The following is a 23,301-nucleotide window of genomic DNA, read 5'->3' on the forward strand; positions in this document are numbered from 1 at the left end:
TCGACTCGGCAAAGCGGATGCGGGTTATCGTGTGAACGATGTCATGCCCAAACGTGGTGGTGCCACGCACGGCTGTTGTGCCCGCCGCCGGTCTCGGTACCCGCTTCTTGCCGGCAACCAAAACGGTTCCCAAGGAACTGCTACCGGTGGTCGATACCCCGGGCATAGAGCTGGTGGCCGCCGAGGCGGCCGAAGCCGGTGCCGAGCGGCTGGTGATCATCACCTCCGAGGGCAAGGACGGCGTCGTCGCGCATTTCGTCGAAGACCTCGTACTGGAAAGCACGCTGGAGGAGCGCGGCAAAACCGCGATGCTCGACAAGGTCCGCCGCGCGCCGCGACTGATCAAGGTCGAGTCCGTGGTGCAGAGCGAACCGCTGGGGCTCGGCCACGCGATCGGGTGCGTGGAATCGCGGCTGTCCGACGACGAGGACGCGATCGCTGTGCTGCTGCCGGACGACCTGGTGTTGCCGACCGGCGTGCTGGGCACGATGTCGAAGGTGCGTGCCCACCACGGCGGCACCGTGTTGTGCGCGATCGAGGTCACCCCCGAAGAGATCAGCGCCTACGGCGTTTTCGACGTCGAGCCGGTGCCCGACGATGAGAACCCCGACGTGCTCCGGGTCAAGAGCATGGTCGAGAAGCCCAAGGCCGAGGACGCGCCGTCGCTGTTCGCCGCGGCGGGCCGATATGTGCTCGACCGCGCCATCTTTGACGCGTTGCGCCGCACCGAGCGCGGGGCCGGTGGCGAAGTGCAACTCACCGACGGCATCGCCCTGCTGATCGCGGAGGGCCACCCGGTGCATGTGGTCGTGCACCGCGGATCTCGACACGACTTGGGAAATCCTGGCGGCTACCTCAAGGCTGCGGTTGACTTTGCATTGGATCGTGACGACTACGGCCCGGATTTGCGGCAATGGTTGGTGGCGCGATTGGGCCTGGCCGAGCAGTAGCCCGGCGGTAACCCGGCCGGCGGGCCGCCCGTCAGGCAGCGAGGGCAGAGAGGCGCGCTGTGCGTTCGGTGGAAGAGCAGCAGGCTCGGATCACGGCTGCCGCGGTGGCCCCGCGGCCGATACGTGTGGCGATCGCCGAGGCGCAGGGATTGATGTGCGCCGAGGAGGTGGTGACCGAACGCCCGATGCCCGGTTTCGATCAGGCCGCGATCGACGGCTACGCGGTGCGCAGCGTCGACGTCCTCGGCGTCGGCGAGGTGGGCCACGACAGCCTGCCCGAGCCCGTCGACGACTCACCTGAGAGCGACGGGCGCGACGGGCTGGTGCTGCCGGTGATGGGCACGGTCGAGGCGGGTACGCGCACGCCCAGCCGCTTGCAGCCACGCCAGGCCGTCCGCGTGCAGACCGGGGCCCCGCTGCCCACCCTGGCCGACGCGGTCCTGCCGATGCGGTGGACCGACGGCGGGACGTCGCGCGTGCGGATCTACCGCGGGGCGCCGTCGGGCGCCTACGTGCGCCGCGCCGGCGACGACGTCCAGCCCGGTGACGTTGCGGTGCGCGCCGGAACGGTCATCGGCGCGGCCCAGGTCGGGCTGCTGGCCGCGGTCGGCCGCGAACGGGTGCTGGTTCATCCCCGGCCGCGGGTCACGATCATGGCGCTGGGTGGGGAACTGGTCGACATTTCCCGCACCCCGGGGAACGGCCAGGTTTACGACGTCAACTCCTACGCGCTTGCGGCCGCGGCCCGCGACGCCGGTGCCGAGGTCAACCGCGTCGGGATCGTCGGCGGCGGCGCCAAGGAGCTTCGCGACATCGTCGAGGGGCAGATCAATCGCGCCGAGGTCATCGTCATCGCCGGGGGCGTTGGCGGTGCGGCGGCCGAAGTGGTGCGTTCGGTGCTCTCCGAGCTCGGCGAGCTCGAGGTCGTCCGGGTCGCGATGCATCCCGGCTCCGTCCAGGGCTTTGGTCAGCTGGGCCGCGAGGGCGTCCCGACGTTCCTGTTGCCGGCCAATCCGGTGAGCGCGCTGGTGGTTTTCGAGGTGATGGTGCGCCCGCTGATCCGGCTGTCGCTGGGCAAGCGCCAGCCGATGCGCCGCATCGTGCAGGCTCGCACGCTGTCGCCCATCACGTCGGTGGCCGGGCGCAAGGGTTACCTGCGCGGCCAGCTGATGCGCGACCAGGAGAGTGGGGAGTATCTGGTGCAGGCGCTCGGCGGCGCCCCGGGCGCGTCGTCGCACCTGCTGGCCACCCTCGCCGAAGCCAACTGTCTGGTGGTGGTGCCCAGCGGCGCCGAGCAGATTCGGACCGGCGAGATCGTCGACGTCGCCTTCTTGGCTCAGCGCGGCTGAGCGGAACGACTGCGTCCACGGTGAACCTCTTGCGCTCCAATTCCCGTCATCCGGGTTGGCCCATGAGCGTTGGGCCGCTTCGGGTTCCGGCGGGCGTGGTCCGCCTGCGGGCGGTGCGGCTGCGCGATGGCGCGCAGTGGAGCCGGATCCGGCTGAGCGATCGCGCGCATCTGGAGCCGTGGGAGCCCAGCGCCGAGGGTGATTGGACGGCCCGGCATGCCGTGGCCGCGTGGCCGGCGCTGTGCTCCGGCCTGCGGGCGGAGGCGCGCCAGGGACGGATGCTGCCCTACGTCATCGAACTCGACGGGCAGTTCTGCGGCCAGCTGACCATCGGCAACGTCACCCACGGCGCGTTGCGGTCGGCGTGGATCGGCTACTGGGTGCCGCGGTCGGCCACCGGCGGCGGGGTGGCGACCGCGGCCCTGGCTCTGGGGCTCGATCACTGCTTCGGGCCGGTGATGCTGCACCGGGTGGAGGCCACCGTCCGCCCGGAAAACGCCGCGAGCCGGGCCGTGCTGGCAAAGGTGGGGTTCCGCCAGGAGGGCGTGTTGCAGCGCTACCTGGAAGTCGACAAGGCGTGGCGCGATCACCTGTTGATGGCCATCACCGTCGAAGAGGTCACCGGATCGGTGGCATCGGCGCTGGTCCGCGCCGGTAACGCCAGCTGGGTCTGACCGCCACCTATTAATTGGGACGGCCGGCGACGCTCCGACCGTGACCGGATTTTCGCCGATTTGGGACTGGCGCGACACGAGTGACTCGTGGTGCTTGTGGGAAGCAAATTACAGGTGTGTAATTGTCCTGGTCGTCATGACCCGGCCGCGGTGGCCACCGATGGGCTTCGCGGGGGATGAGAACCACAGAGAGCAGGTCATCATGCCAAGCATCCCGCAGTCATTGTTGTGGATATCGCTCGTGGTGCTGTGGCTGTTTGTCTTGGTGCCGATGCTCGTCAGCAAACGCGACGCGGTGCGCCGCACCAGCGACGTGGCGTTGGCGACGCGAGTCCTCAACGGCGGGGCCAACTCCCGGCTGATCAAGCGCAGCGGTCCGGCCGCCGGTCACCGCAGCGATCCCGACTGGCAACCGCCGGAAGACTCGGCCGACACCGACCTCGACGAGGAGCACGACCTTGCCGAGGACGACGACCACGACCGCGAAACGGACGACGACGCCGACACCGACGAGCTGAGCCGCCGGCGCCCGGTGGTCATGAAGATGGCCCTGGCCGAGCCCGCCGAGCCCGACTACCTCGACGTCGATGTCGTCGAGGATTCGGCCGCGCTTCCGGTGGGGGCCAGCGATTCTGCGGCCGAGGACCTCGGCGAGGAACCGGCCGAGGACGACGTCGACACCGAGGCCGTCGCCAAGCACGACGACGAGGACCGCTACGAGTACGTCGAGGACTCGTCCGGATTGGAGCCCCCCGCCGAAGACGCCGACGACGACGACGTTCCGGCCCCGACGCCGCGCAGCGCTGCCCGCCGGCGCCGGCTCGACGCCAAGACGGCCGCCGCGGTCAGCGCCCGCAAGTACGCGTTCCGCAAGAAGGTCTTGATGGTGCTGGCCCTCGTCCTGATCGGCTCGGCCACCGCGGCGTTCAAGATCTCGCCGAGCGCCTGGTGGGTGTGCGGCAGCGCGATCGGCATCACCCTGCTGTACCTGGGTTATCTGCGCCGCCAGACGCGCATCGAGGAGAAGGTGCGCCGCCGCCGGGCGCAGCGGATGGCGCGGGCGCGCCTCGGCGTCGAGAACGCCTACGACCGGGAGTACGACGTGGTCCCGTCGCGGCTGCGCCGCCCGGGCGCGGTGGTGCTGGAAATCGACGACGAGGACCCGGTCTTCGAGCACCTGGACTACGCGATGGCGATGCGGACCTACGGGTGGCCCCGGGACTTGCCGCGCGCCGTCGGCGAGTAGTGCTCGCGTTTCGGCGGTTGGTGCCGCGGCTGGTAGCCTGCTAGCGGTCAGGGGCTATGGCGCAGTTGGTAGCGCGACTCGTTCGCATCGAGTAGGTCAGGGGTTCGATTCCCCTTAGCTCCACAAAGTTTGAGCACGTAACAGCGCATTTCCCGGTTATTTGCGTTCACCGAACGGTGTCCGGCGCGCAGTGAGTACGCAGCGGATTCGATCGCGGCACCAAGTATGCGACGCCGCCGTCTCACCTACGAGGGCTCGTCGTCAGCTGGAGAGTCGTCTTTGGTCAGGTGGCGCAGGACTCGTTCGTTGAGGGCGGCGAGCATGTCGAGCTCAGCAGGGGTAAGCAGTTCGATGAAGTTCCGGCGGACGTCCTCCACGTGCCGGGGCGCCGCCTTCTCGATCGCGGCGCGGCCAGCCGGCAGCAGGCAGACCATGGTGCTCCGGGCGTCGTCGGGGTTGGGCTCACGACAGATCAGCCCGCCCTTCTCCATGCGTCGCACCTGGTGGGAGACACGGCTCTTTTCCCAGCCCAGTGTGTTGCACAGGTCGCGGGCGGGCATGCGGTCCCGGTCGTGCTCCGAGAGCACCGCCAAGATCTGGTAGTCGGCCCCCGACAGGCCCATTTCCTGCAGCCCCCGGTTCAGGTGCACGTCGAGCTGATGATGCGCGTGCTGGAACGCCCGCCAGGCGCGGTCTTCACGGGGGTTCAGCCAGTTCGCATCCATTAGCCACTCATGCTACCCCGATTTGGTTGACGCGTCATCAAACCTCCCTTAAGGTAGACACATCAACCTTTTCGTTCATCTATTCGAGACAGGACTCACCTCATGAGCAGCATCAGCATCATCGGCACCGGGAACATGGCCCGAGCCATCGGCGAGCTGGCGGTAGCCGGTGGCAACACCGTCGAGGTCATCGGCCGCGATCAGTCCAAGGCAGCTGACCTGGCCAAGACGCTCGGCCGCAACGCCACGACCGGCGAGTTCGGCGCCGTTCCGGCCGGGGACATCGTCATCGTCGCCCTCTTGTACGCCCATGTCGTTCCGGTCGTCGCCCAATACGGAGACGCCCTCGCTGGCAAGGTCATCGTCGACATCAGCAACCCCTTCAATGCCGCGGCCGACGGGCTGGCCATCCCCGATGGCACCTCGGTCGCGCAGCAAGTTGCCAAGGCCGCGCCGGCCAGCGCCAGCGTGGTGAAGGCGTTCAACACCATCTTCGGCGTTGTCCTGGGCCAGGGCCGGCCGCTCGACGTCTTCCTCGCCGGCGACGACGTGCGCGCCAAGGCGGACGTGGCGGCGTTCATCGAGAGCCTCGACCTGCGCCCGCTGGACGTCGGCGCGTTGCACATGGCGCACTGGCTGGAAGGAATGGGCCTGGTCGTGATGGGCCTCGCCCGCCACGGCGTGGGGAATTTCAACTTTGCCCTCGGCGCCACCGTTCCCGCCTGAGGCGCACCGCCCCGGTCCGAGCCGTGGACGGACCGGGGCGCCGGGAGCCCAAACAATGGTTGATGGATCACCGAAAGGAATCCCAATGAAACTTGGTTTCGCACTTCCCATCGTCGGGCCCGCTGTCAGCAGCGCCGTTGGCTTGAGCGCGTTCTGCCGCGGACTCGAGGACCTTGGCTACGACACGCTGTGGGTCGGCGATCGCCTGGTCACGCCGGTCGATATGCACAGCACCTACCCGGGCAAAGAGCAGCCGTACCCGCCCCAGATGACCCGGTACCTCGATCCGGTGCTGCTGTGGACCGTTGCCGCGACGGCGACCAGCCGGGTGCGGCTGAACTCCAGCACGCTCAGCACGTTCTACTACGAGCCGGTGCACCTGGCCCGACTGCTGACCACGCTCGACGTGCTCAGCGACGGCCGTCTTGACGTAGGCGTGGGGGTCGGGTGGATGAAGGACGAACACGACATCGCCCGCGGCGCGGACTGGCACCGGCGCGGGCGGATGCTCGATGATCTGCTGGCGTTTCTGCACCAATGGTGGACGACCACCCCGGTGTCCTGGGAAAGCGAGTTCTTCTCGCTTCCGCCGGTCCATGCCGAACTGCGCCCGGTCCAGGCCGGCGGTCCACCCATCTGGATCGGCGGTGCCAGCGAGGCCGCGATGCGCCGGGTCGGCCGCAGCGGCACCGGCTGGCTCGGGGTCGAGGGGCTGCAGGACGAGGTCACCGACCACCTGTGGTCGATCGCGCGCGGCGCGGCCCAGGACGCCGGCCGCGATCCTGACGCGCTGAAGACGGCCATGCGGATCAACCTCGAACCGGGCACGCCCGTTGACTTCGTTGCCGACAAGCTCGAGCGCCTCGCCGAGTCAGGCGCCGACGAGGCGATCGTGGATGCCTTCGCAATGTTCCCCACCCTTGAGGAGTTGCTTGACTTCGCCGGTCAGGTAATTGCACGCACCACGCGAAAACTTGACGACAAGGTAGCGGTATCACGCGTGATCAACCGGTAGCGCCCTTGCGCAGGTGAAGCCCACGAAAGACGATGCAGCACATTGAAATTCAGACTACGTCCGACCGGGGCAAAGTGGGCCCGGGTTCAATGCTGCCAGTCCGATTAAGACAGAACTAGGTCAGAGGGGCGCGTGCAGTCGTTTTGACCACCGTCCGGTACACAGTGGTTGATCAGTAGATTCAGCAATAGTTTTCGTTATCGAGGTACAAACCGTCCGGATGCCGCAGCGTTGGTCGAGCTCGCACTCACACCGTGCAGATTCTTGGCTGTCGGGGAGGTCGGTACCGTCGACTGGTCCGGGTACGTGCCGAGCAGCCGGTCGGCGGTTCCGGTGGTGGTGACGGTGAACCAGTAGTGTTCGTTTTTGAAGTGATGCCGTCGATGGTTACGCCAAACCGACCGATACACACTGCTTTTGGGCTTGTAGTCGGTGTGGATGAGGTAATGCGTCCACTCGTAGGCCAGCCCGACGGCGGTCAAGACGACCAGGTACGTCAGCCCGAGGCCGAGCCGAGGAAAGGCCACGAACGCTACGGCGACGGCCGTCGGGATCACCCAGGGCAACGTCTGCCACGGGATGAAGATGAGCTCGACTTTCCGCGGCTCGCAGTGATGTTCGCGATGTTTGCGCGCCAGCAAGGGGTCCACGACGAAGCGACCGACACTGCGCGGCCGCCAGTGCAGGATGGCGACGTGGATGATCCACTCGAAGACCGGGAAGGCCGCGATCATGAGCGCCGGCAGCACGACGTCGGTGAGCCGCCAGTCACCGACGACGATCCGGGCCGTCAGCGCCCCGGCGAACGTCAGTGCGAGGCCCCAGGGAGAAGGGTGGCGCCAAAACTCCCGGCCCGCCGCGGACAGGGTGAGGTTGCTGCGTACGGGTGTTCTCATTGCTCGTCATCCAGGCTGGATAGGGCGGTGAGCAGGCCGCGGGTGGCCGGCTCGAGGAGTTCGGTCGCGGCACGTTTGGCCCCGACCGGATCGCCGGCGGTGATCGCCTGTGCCACTTGGCGGTACAGCTCCGGGCGATTGACCTCGGCGGCCATCGCGGTGTCGAGCGCCGGGAGTGCGGGTTCGTAGGTGGCCCGCAGGGTGTTGAACATCAGCCGGAACACGATGGAGTCCGCGGCGTCGACGACGTGGTCCCAGAACGTCAGCGCCGCGCGTTGACGTTCCGTCGGATCCTCTTCGGCGGCGAGCGCGTCCACGGCGGCCTCGAGCACGCCGGCCGCCTGCGGGCCGCCCCGTTCGGCGGCCAGTTCGGCGACTTTGGGACCGTTGTGCAGCCGGGTCTCCAGAATGCTGCGCACGACCGCCACGTCCAGCTCGTCGCCACGATCCCCACCGCGAAGCAGCAACTGGGGCAACAGGTCCAGGCCCGCGTGACGCTTGTAGTCCCGCACGGTGGTGGCGTCACCCTGCCGAACCTCGACCAGGCCGGCAGCGGTGAGGCGCTTGAGCGCCTCGCGAACCACCGGCCGGGACACCCCCAGCACCTCCGCGAGTCTTCGCTCACTGGGCAGCAGCTCCCCGGGCGCGAGTTCGCCACTGAGCACGTCGGACATGATCTGCTCGAAGACGTGGTCGGGTATCGACTGTCGGGTCACGGGGCGCAGGGCCATGCCCCCACCATGCCGGAGCCATTGGCCAGACGTCAAGTGGTCAGACCAGTGCGATAGGCGTATTACGCGTTTCGAGGCGCCGCTCGCGCCGCAGAGGCATGCCGTCGGCGAGTCTCTGGTGGCCGGCAGCCTCAGCACATAAAGTTGCCCAAGCTACCTAGCACGCGCCGTCCCCGTCGGGGGTGATCGATGGCTGCCGACACGCTGCCACCCGGTCCTCGAGCACCGGTGGCAGTACAAACTGCTGAATGGATCGCTCGTCCATGGGAGTTCATGGACCGCGCCGCCGCCCGATACGGCGACACGTTCACCATGAAGCTGGTCGGCGAGGGACCGATCGTGATGGTCTCGCATCCCGATGCGGTGCGGCAGATCTTCACCTCGCCTCCCGAATTGGTGCTCGCCGGGGAAGCAAACCGCATCCTGCAGCCCGTGGTGGGCCAGAACTCGGTGCTACTGCTCGACCGCGACGCACACAGAGAACAGCGTCGACTCCTCATGCCCGCGTTTCGCGGCAATCAGTTGCAGAGCTACATGAGCACGATGAGCGCCATTGCCGAGGCCGAGATTGCCCGCTGGCCCCGCGGTGTGCCGGTGCGGCTGCATCCCCGGATGCAAGCGTTGACGCTCGAAGTCATCCTGCACCTTGTGTTCGGACTCGAGCGCGGGCAGAGCATGGACCGGTTGCGCCAGGCGCTACAGCGGACGCTCGTTCTCACAACCAACGGCGCGGCGCAATTTTTCCTCTTGCTCGTAGGGCCCCAGAAGATGAGGACTGCGCTCACTCACAAGTTGCTGGCCGACGTAGATCGCCTGCTTCATGAAGAGATCGCCACGCGCCGTCGGCAAGCCGACCTCGATACCCGCACCGACGTCCTCTCGATGCTGTTGAAGGCCAGGCACGAAGACGGTAATCCGATGAGCGATCAAGAGATTCGCGACGAACTCATCACGTTGCTATTGGCAGGCCACGAAACAACGGCATCGGGACTGGCGTGGGCGGTCGAGCGGATCATCCGTCACCCGGACGCGCATTCGCGCCTTATCGAAGAGGCGCACGCCGACGACGGCCAGAGGTACGTCGATGCCGTGGTGAAGGAGACACTCCGGATGCGGCCCGTGCTCGCCCTGGTGAGCAGACGACTCACCGAACCCATGGAGGTCGACGGGTTTTCACTGCCCGCCGGCGTCAAGGTCGCGCCCTCGATCTATCTCATGCACCGCCGTCCCGACATCTACCCCGACCCGAAACAGTTTCGTCCCGAGCGGTTTCTCGACAACCGCGCGGGAACGTACACGTGGATTCCATTCGGAGGAGGCGTGCGCCGTTGCCTTGGAGCGACTTTCGCCGAATGCGAGATGCGGATTGTGCTCGGCGCGATGTTCACCACCATGCGGGTGCGCCCCGTCGACGCTAAATCCGAGCCGATACACCGCCGGTCGATCACCCAGGTGCCGGGTCGCGGAACCACCGTAGTGCTCGAATAACTCAGTCAAACGCATGTCCACGAAACCGCCACTCGGCACGCTTCGGCGTGTCGCGGTTTCACCGCCAGCCGGGTCTGAGACCGTTGGACGTACTCGCGGTGGAAGCAAGGGGGCGGGGTGAGTCCGGCTCAGATTTTTTTCGTGTCAGCTCTCGTCGTCATGCTGGTAGTCGGGATCGTGACGATCAAGTTCTCCGGGAAGCTGTTCCGCCCTGAAGCGACCCTGGCGGTTGTGTTGACGGTGGTTACCGTGGCGGGCTGGATCTGGCGGATGCCACGGGGGTGGTTCACGATTTCGCAAATCGCTTGGCGCTACCGGCTGAAGACTTGTCAGGTCCGGGAGGTCGCGGACAAGCTTGGTATGAGGCCCTTCAACCGCGGTGCGCTGGTCCCTCCCGCACAGCGGAAGAAGATGCATCCCGAGCTGATGCGTTTGAAGAAGCGCAAGGCGGTGCGCGAGCCGAGCGTAGCGAAAGGCGCGGGATTGGTCTACGAATCCTCGGCCGCACAGTCTGCTTTCCTGGATGAGGCCGAGCGCATGCAGTTCTCCGGTGAGGAGCTGTTGCGACATCTGCATCCGAGCGTCACCCATTTCGTGTCCGACGCCCAGGACGAGGCGGTATGACGAAATCGGCTGGGGGCCCGTGGTTTTCAGCGGGCCCCGCCTCGGACGAAGTCAGAGGCCGCGGGACTGTTTATGGCAATGACAAGCTGGGGTCACGGGTGGAATCGGCGATCTGTCAGCGCGAGTCGCCGGTCGCCGCCTGCGAGCGCCTTGCGAAATCAGTGGCCGATCCGCATCGCGAGGCCGCCGAAACCGTTAGGCGTCGAAGGCAATCGGCGGGGTCGCTGGACCGCTGCGTCCGACGACCGGCGGAAGCGGCCGCGCCATCGTGACACCCCCTCAGTTCCGCTGAGGACGGTGCTCTAAATTCGCTGATGATTCGCGGCGATGGCGCCGCGGGGCCTCAGGGGGAGCTCTACCGATGGTGAGATCAAGGACGACTCTGCGATCCAGGCGCAAACCTGCGCGACGCGTCCGCAAGACCAGTCCATCGCCGTTCGCGCCGGAGTGGACGCCGCCCCCGGCGACCTACGGCGTGGGCGTGCGACACAACGTCGCCGTGCCGATGAGCGACGGCGTCGAACTGCGCGCCGACATCCACTACCCGACGGTGCCCGAGACGGGGCAGGCCGCCGAAGGCCCGTTTCCCGTCTTGCTGTCGATCACGCCCTACGGCAAGAAAGCCCCGCCGCCGGCCGCACAAATCGGCGGCGGCGCGGCGCCCTACCTCATCAAGCGCGGCTACATCGAGGTGATGGTCGACGTCCGCGGCACCGGTTCGTCGGGCGGTTCGTTCGAGATGTGCGGCGACCGGCAGACGCAGGACGGCGTGGAGTTGGTGCAGTGGGCGACCACGCTGCCCAACGCCGACGGCCGCGTCGGCATGGTGGGGCTGTCCTACCTGGCGATCAACCAACTCTTCACCGCGGCCGCCGTCGGCCCGGACTCGCCCCTGAAGGCGATCTTCCCGGTGATGGCGGCCCGCGATTTCTATCGCGACGCCGCCACCATGGGCGGCGTGCCGCACCTGCACGCGGTCCGCGGATACGGGTCGGTCTACACGCTGCTCAACGTGGTCAATCCGACGCTGGAGTGGCTCGCCCGCGGCGGTCACGAGCGGCCGCGCTCGGGCGGTCTCGCCGCGGTTCGCCAGCGCGGACGCGATCAGCGGCGCTACTTCCGGCCACTGATCGCCGAGGTTGTCGCCGGCGGCGAGACCGCCTATGACGGCCCGTTTTGGGACGCGATGAGTCCGGGGCTGGTCCTGTCCAAGATCGCCGCCAACGGCGTCGCGACCTTCCTCGTCGGCGGATGGCACGACGCGTTTCAGCGCGGGGCGCCCCTGAACTACGCCGCGCTGCAGAACGCGGCCGCCGGCCGGCCCGACGACGCACCGATGGAACCCGGCCAACCCGTCTCGGACCGGATCCGATTGATGATGGGCCCGTGGTATCACGTGTCGGACCACGGCGGGCTGCACCTTCAGGCGCTGCAGTTGCGCTGGTTCGAGCACTGGCTCAAAGACGATGCGCGCGCGGCGATTGCGGGGAAGCCGCTGACGTTCCAGGCGATCGGAAGCTCGAACTGGTATCGCGCCGACGACTATCCGCTCGCCGAGGCGACGCCCACTCGTTTCTACCTGTCCGACGCGGGCCGGCTGAGTTCGGATGCCTCGCCCCACACCACTGTTGCGCCGCTGACCTATGTCCCGCGCGGACCCCTGTCGGGCCGCAGCCTGGAGCAGTGGTCGCTGGGGCTGAGCAGCTTTCTGTTCTCCCAACGCGGCCGCACCATCCGCTACGACCAGGACAACCGGCGCCTGCAGCGCGGCGCGCTGTCCTACACCACCGAGCCATTCGGGCACGCGAAGCTGGTGGCCGGACCGATCGCGCTGACCATCCACGCGACGGCCACCACCACCGAGACGGTGTGGGTCGCCCACCTTGATGCCGTCGCCCCCGACGGTGCCAGCCGTCCGCTGACCCAGGGCGCGCTACTCGGTTCGCACCGGAAGCTGGATCCCGACCGCACCTGGTACCTGCCCGACGGCACCGTTCTGCGCCCGCAGCACCTCAGCACCCGAGCGGCCGCGCAGCCCGTCGTGCCCGGCGAGCTCACCCGCTACGACATCGAAATCTTTCCGACGGCCGCGCTGATCGCCGCGGGCCACCGGCTGCGCCTGACGATCACCACCTATGACTTTCCGCATCTGGTGCCCAGCAAGCCGGCTCGCCGAGCCTTGGCCGGCGGGCGCTACCAACTGCATCAGGGCGGGCCGACGCCGTCGCACCTCCTTGTTTCGTTGGCAGACCCGGACGCCGTGAGCTGAACCAGGCATCGGAACCCCTGACGGCGTTGGCGTAGCCGCAGGACATCGCGGGTACTGGTCCTCTGAACCCGATGACGGAAGAGGATCCCATGGCGCACCCCGACCGCGATGCCACCGACCACCTGCTGCAAGAACTCCTGTGGACCTATGGGCCGTGCGGGCAGGAGGACGAGGTCCGCGCCGTCATCGCCCGCGAACTGCAACCCCTCGTCGACGACATGTGGACCGACGACGCCGGAAACCTGATCGGCTACGTCGCCGCCAATGCGTCGGCCAATAACACCGGGGCGCCCGACCACCGCCAGCGCACACAGGCCATCCCCGGCACCGCGACCCGGGTGATGGCACACATGGACGAGCTGTCGATGATCGTCAAACGCGTGGAATCCGACGGCACGCTGCATTTGACGCAGCTGGGAACGATGTACCCGGGCAACTTCGGACTCGGCCCGGTCGCGGTGCTCGGCGACAACGAAACCCTCACCGCCGTACTGGCTCTCGGCTCCGAGCACACCACCCAGGAAAGCTCGCGGATCTGGGAGACCAAGCCCGACAAGGGCGACCGCGCACTGGACTGGCATCACGTGTACGTCTTCACCGGCCGCAGCACCGAGGAGCTGGCCGCGGCGGGCGTGCACGCCGGCACCCGGGTGTGCGTCGACCGCAGCAAGCGATCCGTGGTCGAGATCGGAGACTACGTCGGCGCCTACTTCCTCGACGACCGCGCCGCGGTGACCGCGCTGCTGAACGCCGCCCGCCTGTTGCGCGAGCGCGACCAACGCCCGGCCGACGACGTCTACCTGGTCTTCACCACCAACGAGGAGATCGGCGGGGTGGGGGGCACCTACGCCAGCGCGACGCTGCCCGGCCACCTCACGCTCGCCCTGGAAGTCGGCCCCACCGAAGTCGAATACAACACCACGGTCAGTGGCGGCCCGATCGTCGGCTACAGCGACGCGTTGTGCATTTACGACAAGGAGGTCGCCGACCGGCTGCTGAAAATCGCCACCGACCAGGGGTTGTCCCCACAGCCGGCCGCGCTGGGCGCATTCGAATCCGACGCGTCGCACGCCAAGGCCACCGGGCAGACTGCGCGCGCCGGCCTGCTGTGCCTGCCCACGCTGAGCACCCACGGCTATGAGGTCATCCCGCGCCGCGCCATCGACGATATGGCCGCCATCATCGTCGATTTCGTGCTGCAGCCAAGCCAGCAGATCGCCTGAGCCGGGCTTAGAGCAGTCGGGCGAAAACCCGACAATCGTGCTGGTCAGCCTGTTAGTCTGGCGGCGCTTCCGGACGCAGAACGATGGGGTTGGCACGTGGCACGCGTGGTCTCGCAGCTGGGCGATCCGCTCGACAGAGAATCCCCATGACGCGTCCACGAATCCGCGCGCGAGCGCCGTTGCGGATCTCGTTCGCCGGCGGCGGCACCGACGTGCCCCCGTTCCCGACGACCGAAGGCGGCTGCGTCCTGTCGGCGACCATCGACCGCTACGCCCAGGGATCCCTTACCCCGCGCACCGACCGCCGGGTCAGCATCGAGTCGGTGGACTTCAAGACCACGCACGAGATGACGCTCGACAGCGAGATTCTCTACGACGGCAGCCTCGATCTGATCAAGGCCGCGGTGCGCCGGTTCGGCCGCGACGGCACGGACGGCTACGACCTGGTACTGCGCTCCAGCGCCCCGCCGGGATCGGGGCTGGGCTCGTCGTCGACGATGATGGTCGCGCTCACCGGCCTGCTCGCCGAGCACTACCGGGTGCCCATGGGCGAATACGAGACGGCCCAACTGGCGTGTGCCATCGAACGCGACGACCTGGGCATCGCGGGCGGCATGCAGGACATGTACGCCGCGACGTTCGGCGGCTTCAACTTCATCGAGTTCACCGACCGCGTGATCGTCAATCCGCTGCGAATCCGCGACGAGACCGCCTTCGAGCTCGAGCTCAGCCTGCTGCTGTGCTACACGGGCATCACCCGCGACTCGGCGCGGGTGATCGAGGACCAAACCCGCCGCGCCACAACAGGTTCGGATGACACGCTGGAGGGCCTGCGGGCCCAGAAGGACTTGGCGGTCGCGATGAAAGCGGCGTTGCTGACAGGCAAGCTGAACGACTTCGGTGTGCTGCTGGGCGAGGCGTGGACCCAGAAGAAGCGCATGTCGCCCTACATCACCAACGAGCGTATCGACGACCTATACGAGCTGGCCCTGAAGAACGGGGCGCTGGGCGGCAAGCTCACCGGGGCCGGCGGTGGGGGATACATCCTGTTGTTCTGTGACTTCGCCAAGAAGCACCGGCTCATCGAAGCGCTCGAGGGCGCGGAGGCCAACGTCACCGAATTCGCGTTCGAGAGCAAGGGATTGACGACATGGCTGGCATGAGCGGCTCGGACGCGGTCTCGCCGAGCGTGCGGCTGGTTCAGCAGCGCTTGGCCGACACGATCGCGGTCAAGCAACAGATGCAGCAGGGCGATGTCGCCGCGCAGACCGTCGAGGTCGCGCGCGCGATCATCGACTCGCTGCGCGCCGGGGGGAAGGTGATCTTCTTCGGCAACGGGGGATCGGCGCAAGACGCTGGGCACCTGGCGGCAGAACTCATGGGGCGCTACGCCTTTGACCGTCCCGGTCTGGCGGCGATCAGCCTACCCGACGCGACGGCCGCGATCACGGCGATCTCCAACGACTACTCCTACGACGAGGTGTTCGCCCGCCAGGTTCTCGCCACCGGGCGCTCCGGGGACGTGGTGATCGGGCTGACCACGTCGGGCAACTCTCCCAACGTCGTTCGCGCGCTCGAGGTCGCCGGCCAGGCGGGAATGACGACCGTCACGCTCACGGGCGCACTCGGCGGCAAGGTGGCCGATGTGGCGAAAATCTGCATCCGGGTTCCCAGCGAGGACACGGCCCGGGTTCAGGAGGCATGCCTGCACCTGGGCCATTCCATTTGCGAAATGGTCGAGGCGGCACTGTTTCCCGGGCCGTCCTGACGTCGACGATGGCGGTAGCCGATCTGCGCAATGTGCGCACCGTCTTTCTGGACCGAGACGGCACCATCAACGTCAAGGCGGCCGAGGGTGAGTACATCCGGTCACCCGGGGACCTGGTGCTGCTGCCGGGCGCCGCCGCGGCGCTGGCCGCCCTGAACGCCGCGGGACTGCGGACCGTGCTGGTGACCAACCAGCGGTGGCTCTCCGAACCCGCTTCCGTTCCAACACATTTCACTGCCGTCCAGAACCGTCTGCAACAACTGCTCGCGGACGAAGGCGCCCGGATCGACGCCGCCTATCATTGCCCGCACGCGGCGAACAGTTGCGACTGCCGCAAACCCGGCACCGGCATGTTGTTGCGCGCCGCGGCCGAACACGGCATCGATCTGACCGCATCGGTGATGATCGGCGACAGCGACATCGACATGAGGGCGGGCCGGGCGGCGGGAGCGGCGACCATCCTGCTCCGCTCCGGCGGCGAGCCGTCCCCTGACGCCGACATCGTGGTGGACGACCTCGCCGCCGCGGTCGAGCTCATCCTGGCCGCCCGGGCCGCGCACTAGTTTCGGCTCATGAGACGCCGGCATCCTTGCCGCGGCCGCAACCTGCTCATAACCTGGGCAACATCCGACCGCGTCCAGGAGGCTCGGGCCTGGCGCACCAGACGACGGCAAGCAGGCGGGGCAGGTCATGGCACCATCGCGACGCGCACAGCGGTGTCGCGATGCTGCGGGCGGCGGTCGGTAGCGGTGGCCGGACTGACCGGCGCCCGGGTGGACGAGCTGGCGACGATGGACATCTTCAAGGGATGTCCCCCCGAAGACCTTGCGCCGTTGGCGGGCCGCCTGCAGCCCCTGCGCGCCACGGCCGGCGAGGTGCTGATGCGCCAGGGGGAGCAAGCCGTGTCGTTCCTGCTGATCTCCTCGGGTACCGCCGAGATCAAACACGTCGGTGACGACGGCGTGGTGATCGTCGAGCATGCGTCCCCCGGCATGATCGTCGGCGAGATCGCCCTGCTGCGCGACATTCCCCGGACCGCGACGGTCAGCGCCGCCGAACCGCTGACCGGATGGGTCGGTGACACCAGATCCTTCGCCAGCATGGTGCACATCCCGGGCATCACGCCGCGGCTGTTGCGCACCGCGCGCCAGCGGCTCGCCGCATTCATCACGCCGATCCCGATTCGCGTGCGCGACGGCACGCTCCTGTTGCTGCGCCCGGTGCTGCCCGGCGACAGCGAGCGCACCGTGCACGGACACATCTACTTCTCCGGTGACACGCTGTATCGGCGCTTCATGACCCCGCGTCTTCCCACGCCTGCGTTGATGCACTACCTGTCGGAGGTCGACTACGTCGACCACTTCGTGTGGGTGGTCACCGACGGCAGCGACCCGGTGGCCGACGCGCGGTTCGTCCGCGACGAAAACGACCCGACGGTCGCCGAGATCGCGTTCACCGTCGCCGACGCCTATCAGGGCCGGGGCATCGGCACCTATTTGATCAGCGCACTGTCCATCGCCGCCGACGTCGACGGTGTCGAAAGGTTTTCCGCGCGAATGCTTTCCGACAATGGGCCGATGCGCGCGATCATGGACCGCTACAGCGCCGTGTGGCAGCGTGAAGACATCGGTGTGATCACCACCGTGATCGACGTGCCGCACCCGCGTCACCTGCCGTTCGGCCCCGACGAGGCCGAGCAGATCAGGCGCGTGGCCCGGCAGGTGATCGAGGCGGTCGGCTGAGACCGGCGCTGGCGTGGGGGCGCCGCTACGGCGGCGTCCTGTGCTATCAACGCCTCATGCGGCCGTTCGGGATTGGCCCGGCGCTGACTACCGCGCTCACGCTGGCCGTCGCCGGGTGCGCTCATCAACCCGCGCCCAAACCGCCGGCGGTTCCGGCGAAATCGCCGCCGAGCAACACCGCCGCCGTCAACCCCGCCAACATCAAACGGATCATTCGCGACATGCCGCCCGGTTACGAGGTGAGCACCGGAATCCCCAGCGCCGCCTCGCCGAGGGTGATCTGGGGCCTGGGCGACGACCCACACCCCAAGCCCGCCAAATGCGGGACGCTCGCCGACCCAGGGAACGGGCGCGACCAATCGGCGCAGGGCGTGTCGGGCTCGGGGAGCGGCGGCATCGTCAACGCGGTGGTGGTGGCTTTGCCGGGACCGGTGGATTTCCCGGAGGACCTGCTCACCGCGTGTGCCCACTGGTCGGAGACCGCCGGGAACACCGGGGCACACGTCCACCTCACCGATGCGCCGCACGTCGATGGTGTCCAGACCATCGGCATGGTCGCCGACGTCAGGTCATCGGTCGAGTCGGGCACCGAAATAGATTCCCGCGTCTACACATTCACCGCGTATCTGGGCGACTTTTACGCGTTCACCACGCTGACCACCGATCCAGGTTCAGCGCTTCCGGTCCTGCCACCGCGATTCGCCGCGGATCTGCTCGCCAAAACGGTGTCCACGTTGCGCAGCTGAACTATCCGCTTGGGTAGATTGGCCACGATGTCCAAGATGTTGCTCGCGCTCGCGGCCGCCTGCGTCCTGGCCGGGTGCTCATCGGTCACTCCCGAGGCGAAGGTCGACATCAACAAGGTCGCCGACGTCAAGTCCAGCTTCGGACCCGATTTCAAGGTCAGCGACATCAGCGAACGGGGAATCGATCCCAAGCTGCTGGCCGGCCGAAAACTGCCCGACGGATTGACGTTCGACCCGGCGAACTGCGCGAAAGTGGCGGCCGGGCCGGACATGCCGGCGGACCTGCAGGGCAACATGTCCGCGGTCACCGCCGAGGGCCGCGGCAACCGGTTCGTGGTGATCGCGCTGGAGACCTCAAAAGCGTTGCCCCTCAACGATCCCGGGAAAGACTGCCAAAAGGTGACCTTCGCCGGCCCGCAGCTGCGCGGGGGCGTCCAGGTGGTCGAGGCACCGCAGATCGACAGCACCCGCACGCTGGGCGTGCATCGCGTCATGCAGGCGCTGACCCCGGGCGGGCCACGCACCGGCGAGTTGTTCGACTATTCGGCCTCATTCGGCGACTACCAGGTGATCGTCATCGCCAACCCGCTGGTGATTCCCGATCAGCCCGTCGCGCCGGTCGACACCCAACGCGCGCGCGACCTGCTCGTCAAAGCGGTGGCGTCGGTGCGTGCCTAAACCTTCAACGCACGCCGCGCGGCCGGAACTGGATGCTCACCCGAGGACCGACCGGTGCCGCCGTCTTGGGCACGGCGTGCTCCCACGTCCGCTGGCATGACCCGCCCATCACCAGCAGATCTCCGTGCGCCTGCGGCAGCCGCAGCGACGGGCCCCCGCCGCGGCGCCGCATCGCGAACGCGCGGGTGGCGCCCAGGCTGACGATCGCCACCATGGTGTCCTCGGAACTGCTCCGGCCGATCGTGTCGCCGTGCCAGGCCACGCTGTCGGAGCCGTCGCGGTAGCAGCACAGCCCCACCGTGGTGAACGGCTCACCGAGCTCGCCGGCGTAGATGTCGTTGAGCCGCCGCCGCAGCCGCGTCAGCATCGGGTGCGGCGGATCGTCGACCGTGAGGTCGTGGAAGCTGACCAGCCGAGGGACGTCGACCACCCGGTCGTACATCTGGCGGCGTTCCTCGCGCCACGGCACCGTCGACAACAAGGCGTCCAGCAGGTCGTCCGCGTCGGTCAGCCAGCCGGCGCGGATTTCGATGAACGCGCCGTCACCGAGCTGTCGGCGCTCGGTGTGCTGGAACAGGGAGCCTTGAACCGCAACCTCCACGCGACCCAGTTTATCGCACATCCGTTCGATGGCGGGTGGGCCGCGCGACGGGCGTGTGACGCGCCCGTCCGGCCCCCGCCGCCGCTACGGTTGAGTCGTGGGTGAGGTTGAGCTGGGCACCAAGTCCGAGGTCGGCGCGCTGCGCACGGTCATCGTGCACCGCCCGGGCGCCGAGTTGCTCCGCCTCAACCCGCGCAACGTCGACCAGCTGCTGTTCGACGGCCTCCCGTGGGTGGCCCGCGCGCAGGACGAGCACGACCAGTTCGCCGAGGTGCTGCGTTCCCGCGGGGTCGAAGTGCTGTTGCTGTCGGACCTGCTCACCGAAGCGCTGACGCACAGCGGGGCCGCGCGGATGCAGGGCGTGGCGGCCGCCGTGGACGCGCGGAGGCTCGGAGTGCCACTGGCGCAAGAGCTTTCGGCGTACCTGCGGGGACTGGAGCCCGCCCGACTGGCGCAGGTCCTGATGGCGGGCATGACGTTCAACGAGTTGCCCGCGGACACCCGCACCGACGTGTCGTTGGTGCTGCGCATGCACCACGGCGGCGATTTCGTCATCGAACCGCTGCCCAACCTGGTGTTCACCCGGGACTCGTCGATCTGGATCGGCCCGCGGGTGGTGATCCCGACGCTGGCGCTGCGGGCCCGGGTCCGCGAGGCGTCGTTGACCGATCTCATCTATGCCCATCACCCGCGGTTCACCGGGGTGCGACGCGCCTACGAGTCGCGTACCGCGCCCGTCGAGGGTGGTGACGTGCTGCTGCTCGCGCCCGGCGTGGTCGCGGTCGGCGTGGGGGAGCGCACCACCCCCGCCGGCGCGGAAGCGTTGGCCCGCAGCCTGTTTGACGACGATCTCGCGCACACGGTGCTCGCAGTGCCGATTGCGCAGCGGCGCGCGCAGATGCATCTGGACACGGTGTGCACGATGGTCGACACGGACACGGTGGTGATGTACGCCAACATCGTCGACACGCTGTCGGCGTTCACCATCCAGCGCACCCCCGACGGGGTCGCCATCAGCGACGAGGTTCCCTTCCTGGAGGGCGCGGCCAAGGCGATGGAGATCGACAAGCTGCGGGTCATCGACACCGGTCTGGATCCCGTCATCGCCGAACGCGAGCAATGGGATGACGGCAACAACACGCTGGCCCTGGCGCCCGGCGTCGTCGTCGCCTACGAACGCAACGCGCAGACCAACATTCGCCTGCAGGACGCCGGCATCGAAGTGCTGACCATCGCGGGATCCGAATTGGGCACCGGCCGCGGCGGGCCGCGCTGCATGTCGTGCCCCGTGAGCCGCGATGCGGTCTGAAGCGCAACACCGCGAGCAGACACAAAAGCACCCGACACGCCGGAATTTTAGGTGCTTTTGCGTCTGCTCGCGGTACTAACGCCAGCTGGGCAGCCAGATCTCCATGTTCCACGTCTGCTGCGAAATCGGCAGACCGGTGAGCACCGGGAACAGCCAGGCGAAGTTGGTCACCACCAACGCCACATAGGCGCAGACGGCGATCAACCCCAGCGTGCGTCGCTCCGAGTTCACCCCGGGCCCCCGGGCGGGCGCCCCCGGGGTGTAGAGGATGTCGCCGCAAATCAGCGCGATGGCCATCACCAAAAACGGCGCCATCGTCGCCGCGTAGAAGAAGTACATCTGCCGATCGATGTTGGCGAACCACGGCAGCCAGCCCGCGCAATAGCCCACCAGCACAGCGGCGTAACGCCAATCGCGGCGCACCAGCATGCGCCACAGCGCGAAAATCAACACCGGCACCGCCACCCACCACATGGCCGGCGTACCCACCAGCATCTCGGCCTTGACGCAGGACTGCGCGCCACAGCCCGGCACGTTCTGCTCGTCGATCGCATAGAGCACCGGCCGCAACGACATCGGCCAGCTCCACGGTTTCGATTCCCACGGGTGATAGTTGCCCGCCGCATTCGTCAGGCTCGCGTGGAATTGAAAAGCCTTGGCCGAGTAGTGCCACAGCGACCGGATCGCATCGGGTAGCGGGATCAACGAATGCGGGCCGATCGTCTGGCCCACCTCGTGCCGATCGATGGCCGTCTCGGAGGCGAACCACGGGGCGTAGCTGGCCAGGTACACCAGCACCGGAATCAGGCCCAGCGCATAGCCGGTGGGGATGAGGTCGCGTGGCAGCGTCCCCATCCAGGGCCGGTCGACCTGGTACTGGCGGCGCGCGGCCACGTCGAACGCGAGCGACATCACGCCGAAAAACACCACGAAGTACAGGCCCGACCACTTTGTGCCGCATGCCAATCCGAGCAGCACCCCGGCGCCGAAGCGCCACCACCGCACACCCAGGCGTGGGCCCCACACCGTGTCGGCATTGCGGCCCTGCAGCAGCGCGACGTGCATTCGTTGCCGCACCTCGTCGCGGTCGACGATCAACGCGCCGAACGCGGCGACCACGAAAAACGTCAGAATGCCGTCGAGCAGCGCGGTCCGCGAGGCGACGAAGCTGACGCCGTCGCAGATGACCAGCACCCCGGCGATCGCGCCGACCAGCGTCGACCGGCTGATCCGCCGGACGATCCGCATCACCAGCGCGACCATGACCACGCCGAGCAATGCGCCGGTGAACCGCCAGCCGACGCCGCTGTAGCCGAAGATCGCCTCGCCGATCGCGATGAGCTGCTTGCCCACCGGCGGGTGGACAACCAGACCGAACCCCGGATTGTCCTCCACCCCGTGGTTGTGCAGCGCCTGCCAAGCCTGCGGGGCGTAGTGCTTCTCGTCGAAGACCGGCGTGCCGGCATCGGTGGGCGAGCCCAGGTTCAGGAAGCGGGTCACCGCGGCCGCCACGGTGATCACGCCGGTCACCACCCAGCCGCGGACGTGATCGGTCGGACCGAAATCGGCCACCGGAACCCGCGGGCCCGGGCTGACGACCGGGACCACGCGCTCCTTTTCGACACCCTGGGCGTTCAAGGGGGATTCGCGGGGCGGGGCAGTCATCGGTGTCGATCGTAGGCTGTCGACCATGACCACCGGCCGCCTGTTGCTGGGCGCGACCCCCTTGGGTCAGCCCTCGGACGCCTCGCCCCGCCTCCTGGACGCGCTGGCCACGGCCGACGTGGTGGCCGCCGAGGACACCCGCAGGGTCCGGACGTTGGCCGCCGCCCTCGAGGTGAAGATCACCGGCCGGGTGATCAGCATGTTCGACCGGGTCGAGGCCACCCGGGTGGACCCGGTGCTCGAGGCGATCAGGGCGGGCGCGACCGTGCTGGTGGTCAGCGACGCCGGGATGCCGCTGATCAACGACCCCGGCTTCCGGCTGGTGACGGCGTGCGTGGAAGCCGGCCTGCCGGTGGGATGCCTGCCGGGACCCTCGGCGGTGACCACCGCGCTGGCCGTGTCCGGCCTGCCGGCGGACAAATTCTGCTTCGAGGGGTTCGCGCCGCGCAAGAAGGCGGCCCGACGCACCTGGCTGGATTCGCTGGCCGACGAGCGACGCACCTGTGTGTTCTTCGAGTCGCCGCGCCGGTTGTCCGCCTGTTTGCAGGACGCGGTCGAGCGGCTCGGCGGCGCGCGGCGGGCCGCGGTCTGCCGGGAACTGACCAAGGTGCACGAAGAGGTGGTGCGCGGATCGCTCGACGAGTTGGCGAAGTGGGCGGCCGACGGTGTGCTCGGCGAGATCACCGTGGTGCTGGCCGGCGCGACGCCGCGCGCCGATCTGCCGTCGCTGGTCGTCGAGGTCGAGGAGCTGGTCGCGGGCGGTGCTCGCGTCAAGGACGCCTGCGGCGAGGTGGCGGCCGCGTATCCCGAGGTGCGGTCCCGCCAGCTCTACGACGCGGTGCTGCGGGCTCGCCGGGTTTAGCGGCCGTGGCGGTC

The 23,301-nt window shown here is 68.0% G+C and carries 23 protein-coding genes and 1 tRNA gene; 19 read left to right on the forward strand and 5 right to left on the reverse strand.

Annotated elements, in window-relative coordinates:
* Nucleotides 1-38: 38 nt before the first annotated feature.
* From W7U_RS01460 to W7U_RS01480, 5 genes are all read left to right on the forward strand, one after another.
* Nucleotides 39-950, forward strand: a complete 912-nt coding sequence (locus W7U_RS01460; protein WP_008254094.1) for a UTP--glucose-1-phosphate uridylyltransferase — start codon at nt 39-41, stop codon at nt 948-950.
* A gap of 59 nt (nt 951-1,009) precedes the next feature.
* Complete coding sequence (gene glp, locus W7U_RS01465) at nt 1,010-2,299, forward strand: gephyrin-like molybdotransferase Glp (RefSeq protein WP_008254095.1); 1,290 nt, start codon at nt 1,010-1,012, stop codon at nt 2,297-2,299.
* Nucleotides 2,300-2,319: 20 nt separating this feature from the next.
* Nucleotides 2,320-2,973, forward strand: a complete 654-nt coding sequence (locus W7U_RS01470; protein WP_179300127.1) for a GNAT family protein — start codon at nt 2,320-2,322, stop codon at nt 2,971-2,973.
* 202 nt (nt 2,974-3,175) lie between these two features.
* A complete protein-coding gene (glpR, locus tag W7U_RS01475; RefSeq protein ID WP_050989408.1) occupies nt 3,176-4,219 on the forward strand; it encodes a gephyrin-like molybdotransferase receptor GlpR in 1,044 nt (347 codons plus the stop codon).
* 50 nt (nt 4,220-4,269) lie between these two features.
* Nucleotides 4,270-4,342 (forward strand) — tRNA-Ala (locus W7U_RS01480).
* A 122-nt stretch (nt 4,343-4,464) separates the two neighbouring features.
* Here the strand turns inward: W7U_RS01480 and W7U_RS01485 are convergent.
* On the reverse strand, nt 4,465-4,944 hold the full coding sequence (locus tag W7U_RS01485; protein ID WP_008254102.1) for a MarR family winged helix-turn-helix transcriptional regulator: 480 nt from the start codon (nt 4,942-4,944) through the stop codon (nt 4,465-4,467).
* A 102-nt stretch (nt 4,945-5,046) separates the two neighbouring features.
* Between W7U_RS01485 and W7U_RS01490 the strand changes: the two genes are divergently transcribed.
* Nucleotides 5,047-5,670, forward strand: a complete 624-nt coding sequence (locus W7U_RS01490; protein ID WP_008254104.1) for an NAD(P)-binding domain-containing protein — start codon at nt 5,047-5,049, stop codon at nt 5,668-5,670.
* 85 nt (nt 5,671-5,755) lie between these two features.
* The gene (locus tag W7U_RS01495) at nt 5,756-6,685 is read left to right on the forward strand and encodes a TIGR03619 family F420-dependent LLM class oxidoreductase (protein ID WP_008254108.1); all 930 of its coding nucleotides are present in this window, start codon (nt 5,756-5,758) and stop codon (nt 6,683-6,685) included.
* A gap of 197 nt (nt 6,686-6,882) precedes the next feature.
* Here the strand turns inward: W7U_RS01495 and W7U_RS01500 are convergent, their stop codons facing one another.
* Together W7U_RS01500 and W7U_RS01505 are read right to left on the reverse strand one after the other, a co-directional pair.
* On the reverse strand, nt 6,883-7,581 hold the full coding sequence (locus W7U_RS01500) for a sterol desaturase family protein (RefSeq protein WP_008254110.1): 699 nt from the start codon (nt 7,579-7,581) through the stop codon (nt 6,883-6,885).
* Nucleotides 7,578-8,312 (reverse strand): GntR family transcriptional regulator, encoded by a 735-nt coding sequence (locus tag W7U_RS01505; protein ID WP_008254112.1) that lies wholly within the window; start codon nt 8,310-8,312, stop codon nt 7,578-7,580. The genes W7U_RS01500 and W7U_RS01505 overlap by 4 nt, the downstream gene beginning before the upstream one ends.
* Before the next feature lie 189 nt (nt 8,313-8,501).
* On the opposite strand from W7U_RS01505, the gene W7U_RS01510 reads away from it, so the two are divergent.
* The 10 genes from W7U_RS01510 (at nt 8,502) to W7U_RS01555 (ending at nt 18,850) form a co-directional block, all read left to right on the forward strand.
* On the forward strand, nt 8,502-9,800 hold the full coding sequence (locus tag W7U_RS01510; RefSeq protein WP_081490068.1) for a cytochrome P450: 1,299 nt from the start codon (nt 8,502-8,504) through the stop codon (nt 9,798-9,800).
* A 141-nt stretch (nt 9,801-9,941) separates the two neighbouring features.
* The gene (locus W7U_RS01515) at nt 9,942-10,424 is read left to right on the forward strand and encodes a hypothetical protein (protein WP_014383927.1); all 483 of its coding nucleotides are present in this window, start codon (nt 9,942-9,944) and stop codon (nt 10,422-10,424) included.
* 475 nt (nt 10,425-10,899) lie between these two features.
* A complete protein-coding gene (locus tag W7U_RS01520) occupies nt 10,900-12,693 on the forward strand; it encodes a CocE/NonD family hydrolase (RefSeq protein WP_008254117.1) in 1,794 nt (597 codons plus the stop codon).
* Between the two features lie 89 nt (nt 12,694-12,782).
* Nucleotides 12,783-13,916: a M28 family peptidase gene (locus W7U_RS01525; RefSeq protein ID WP_008254118.1), complete on the forward strand. Its 1,134-nt coding sequence runs from the start codon at nt 12,783-12,785 to the stop codon at nt 13,914-13,916.
* 146 nt (nt 13,917-14,062) lie between these two features.
* Complete coding sequence (locus W7U_RS01530) at nt 14,063-15,079, forward strand: GHMP kinase (protein WP_008254119.1); 1,017 nt, start codon at nt 14,063-14,065, stop codon at nt 15,077-15,079.
* Entirely contained in the window at nt 15,067-15,684 is a 618-nt protein-coding gene (locus W7U_RS01535; protein WP_170320552.1) for an SIS domain-containing protein, read from the forward strand. Before W7U_RS01530 ends, W7U_RS01535 begins: the two co-directional genes overlap by 13 nt.
* A gap of 8 nt (nt 15,685-15,692) precedes the next feature.
* Nucleotides 15,693-16,247, forward strand: coding sequence for an HAD-IIIA family hydrolase (locus tag W7U_RS01540; RefSeq protein WP_008254121.1), 555 nt, complete (start codon nt 15,693-15,695; stop codon nt 16,245-16,247).
* A 228-nt stretch (nt 16,248-16,475) separates the two neighbouring features.
* Nucleotides 16,476-17,426 carry a GNAT family N-acetyltransferase gene (locus tag W7U_RS01545; protein ID WP_085976476.1) on the forward strand — a complete coding sequence of 317 codons (951 nt, stop codon included), beginning with the start codon at nt 16,476-16,478 and terminating at the stop codon, nt 17,424-17,426.
* A gap of 56 nt (nt 17,427-17,482) precedes the next feature.
* Nucleotides 17,483-18,172 (forward strand): DUF5642 family protein, encoded by a 690-nt coding sequence (locus tag W7U_RS01550; protein ID WP_008254123.1) that lies wholly within the window; start codon nt 17,483-17,485, stop codon nt 18,170-18,172.
* 27 nt (nt 18,173-18,199) lie between these two features.
* A complete protein-coding gene (locus tag W7U_RS01555; RefSeq protein WP_008254124.1) occupies nt 18,200-18,850 on the forward strand; it encodes a DUF5642 family protein in 651 nt (216 codons plus the stop codon).
* Between the two features lie 4 nt (nt 18,851-18,854).
* Here the strand turns inward: W7U_RS01555 and W7U_RS01560 are convergent, their stop codons facing one another.
* Complete coding sequence (locus W7U_RS01560) at nt 18,855-19,451, reverse strand: alpha-ketoglutarate-dependent dioxygenase AlkB (RefSeq protein WP_009954975.1); 597 nt, start codon at nt 19,449-19,451, stop codon at nt 18,855-18,857.
* 97 nt (nt 19,452-19,548) lie between these two features.
* On the opposite strand from W7U_RS01560, the gene arcA reads away from it, so the two are divergent.
* Nucleotides 19,549-20,760: an arginine deiminase gene (arcA, locus tag W7U_RS01565; protein WP_008254126.1), complete on the forward strand. Its 1,212-nt coding sequence runs from the start codon at nt 19,549-19,551 to the stop codon at nt 20,758-20,760.
* Between the two features lie 75 nt (nt 20,761-20,835).
* On the opposite strand, the gene W7U_RS01570 is transcribed toward arcA, so the two are convergent.
* A complete protein-coding gene (locus tag W7U_RS01570) occupies nt 20,836-22,368 on the reverse strand; it encodes a dolichyl-phosphate-mannose--protein mannosyltransferase (RefSeq protein ID WP_008254127.1) in 1,533 nt (510 codons plus the stop codon).
* Between the two features lie 82 nt (nt 22,369-22,450).
* Between W7U_RS01570 and rsmI the strand changes: the two genes are divergently transcribed.
* Nucleotides 22,451-23,287, forward strand: coding sequence for a 16S rRNA (cytidine(1402)-2'-O)-methyltransferase (gene rsmI, locus W7U_RS01575; RefSeq protein ID WP_008254128.1), 837 nt, complete (start codon nt 22,451-22,453; stop codon nt 23,285-23,287).
* Nucleotides 23,288-23,301 lie beyond the last annotated feature (14 nt).

Origin of the sequence: Mycobacterium sp. H4Y, from assembly GCF_000364405.1 — a bacterium.
In the GTDB taxonomy this organism is placed as follows: Bacteria; Actinomycetota; Actinomycetes; order Mycobacteriales; family Mycobacteriaceae; genus Mycobacterium; species Mycobacterium intracellulare.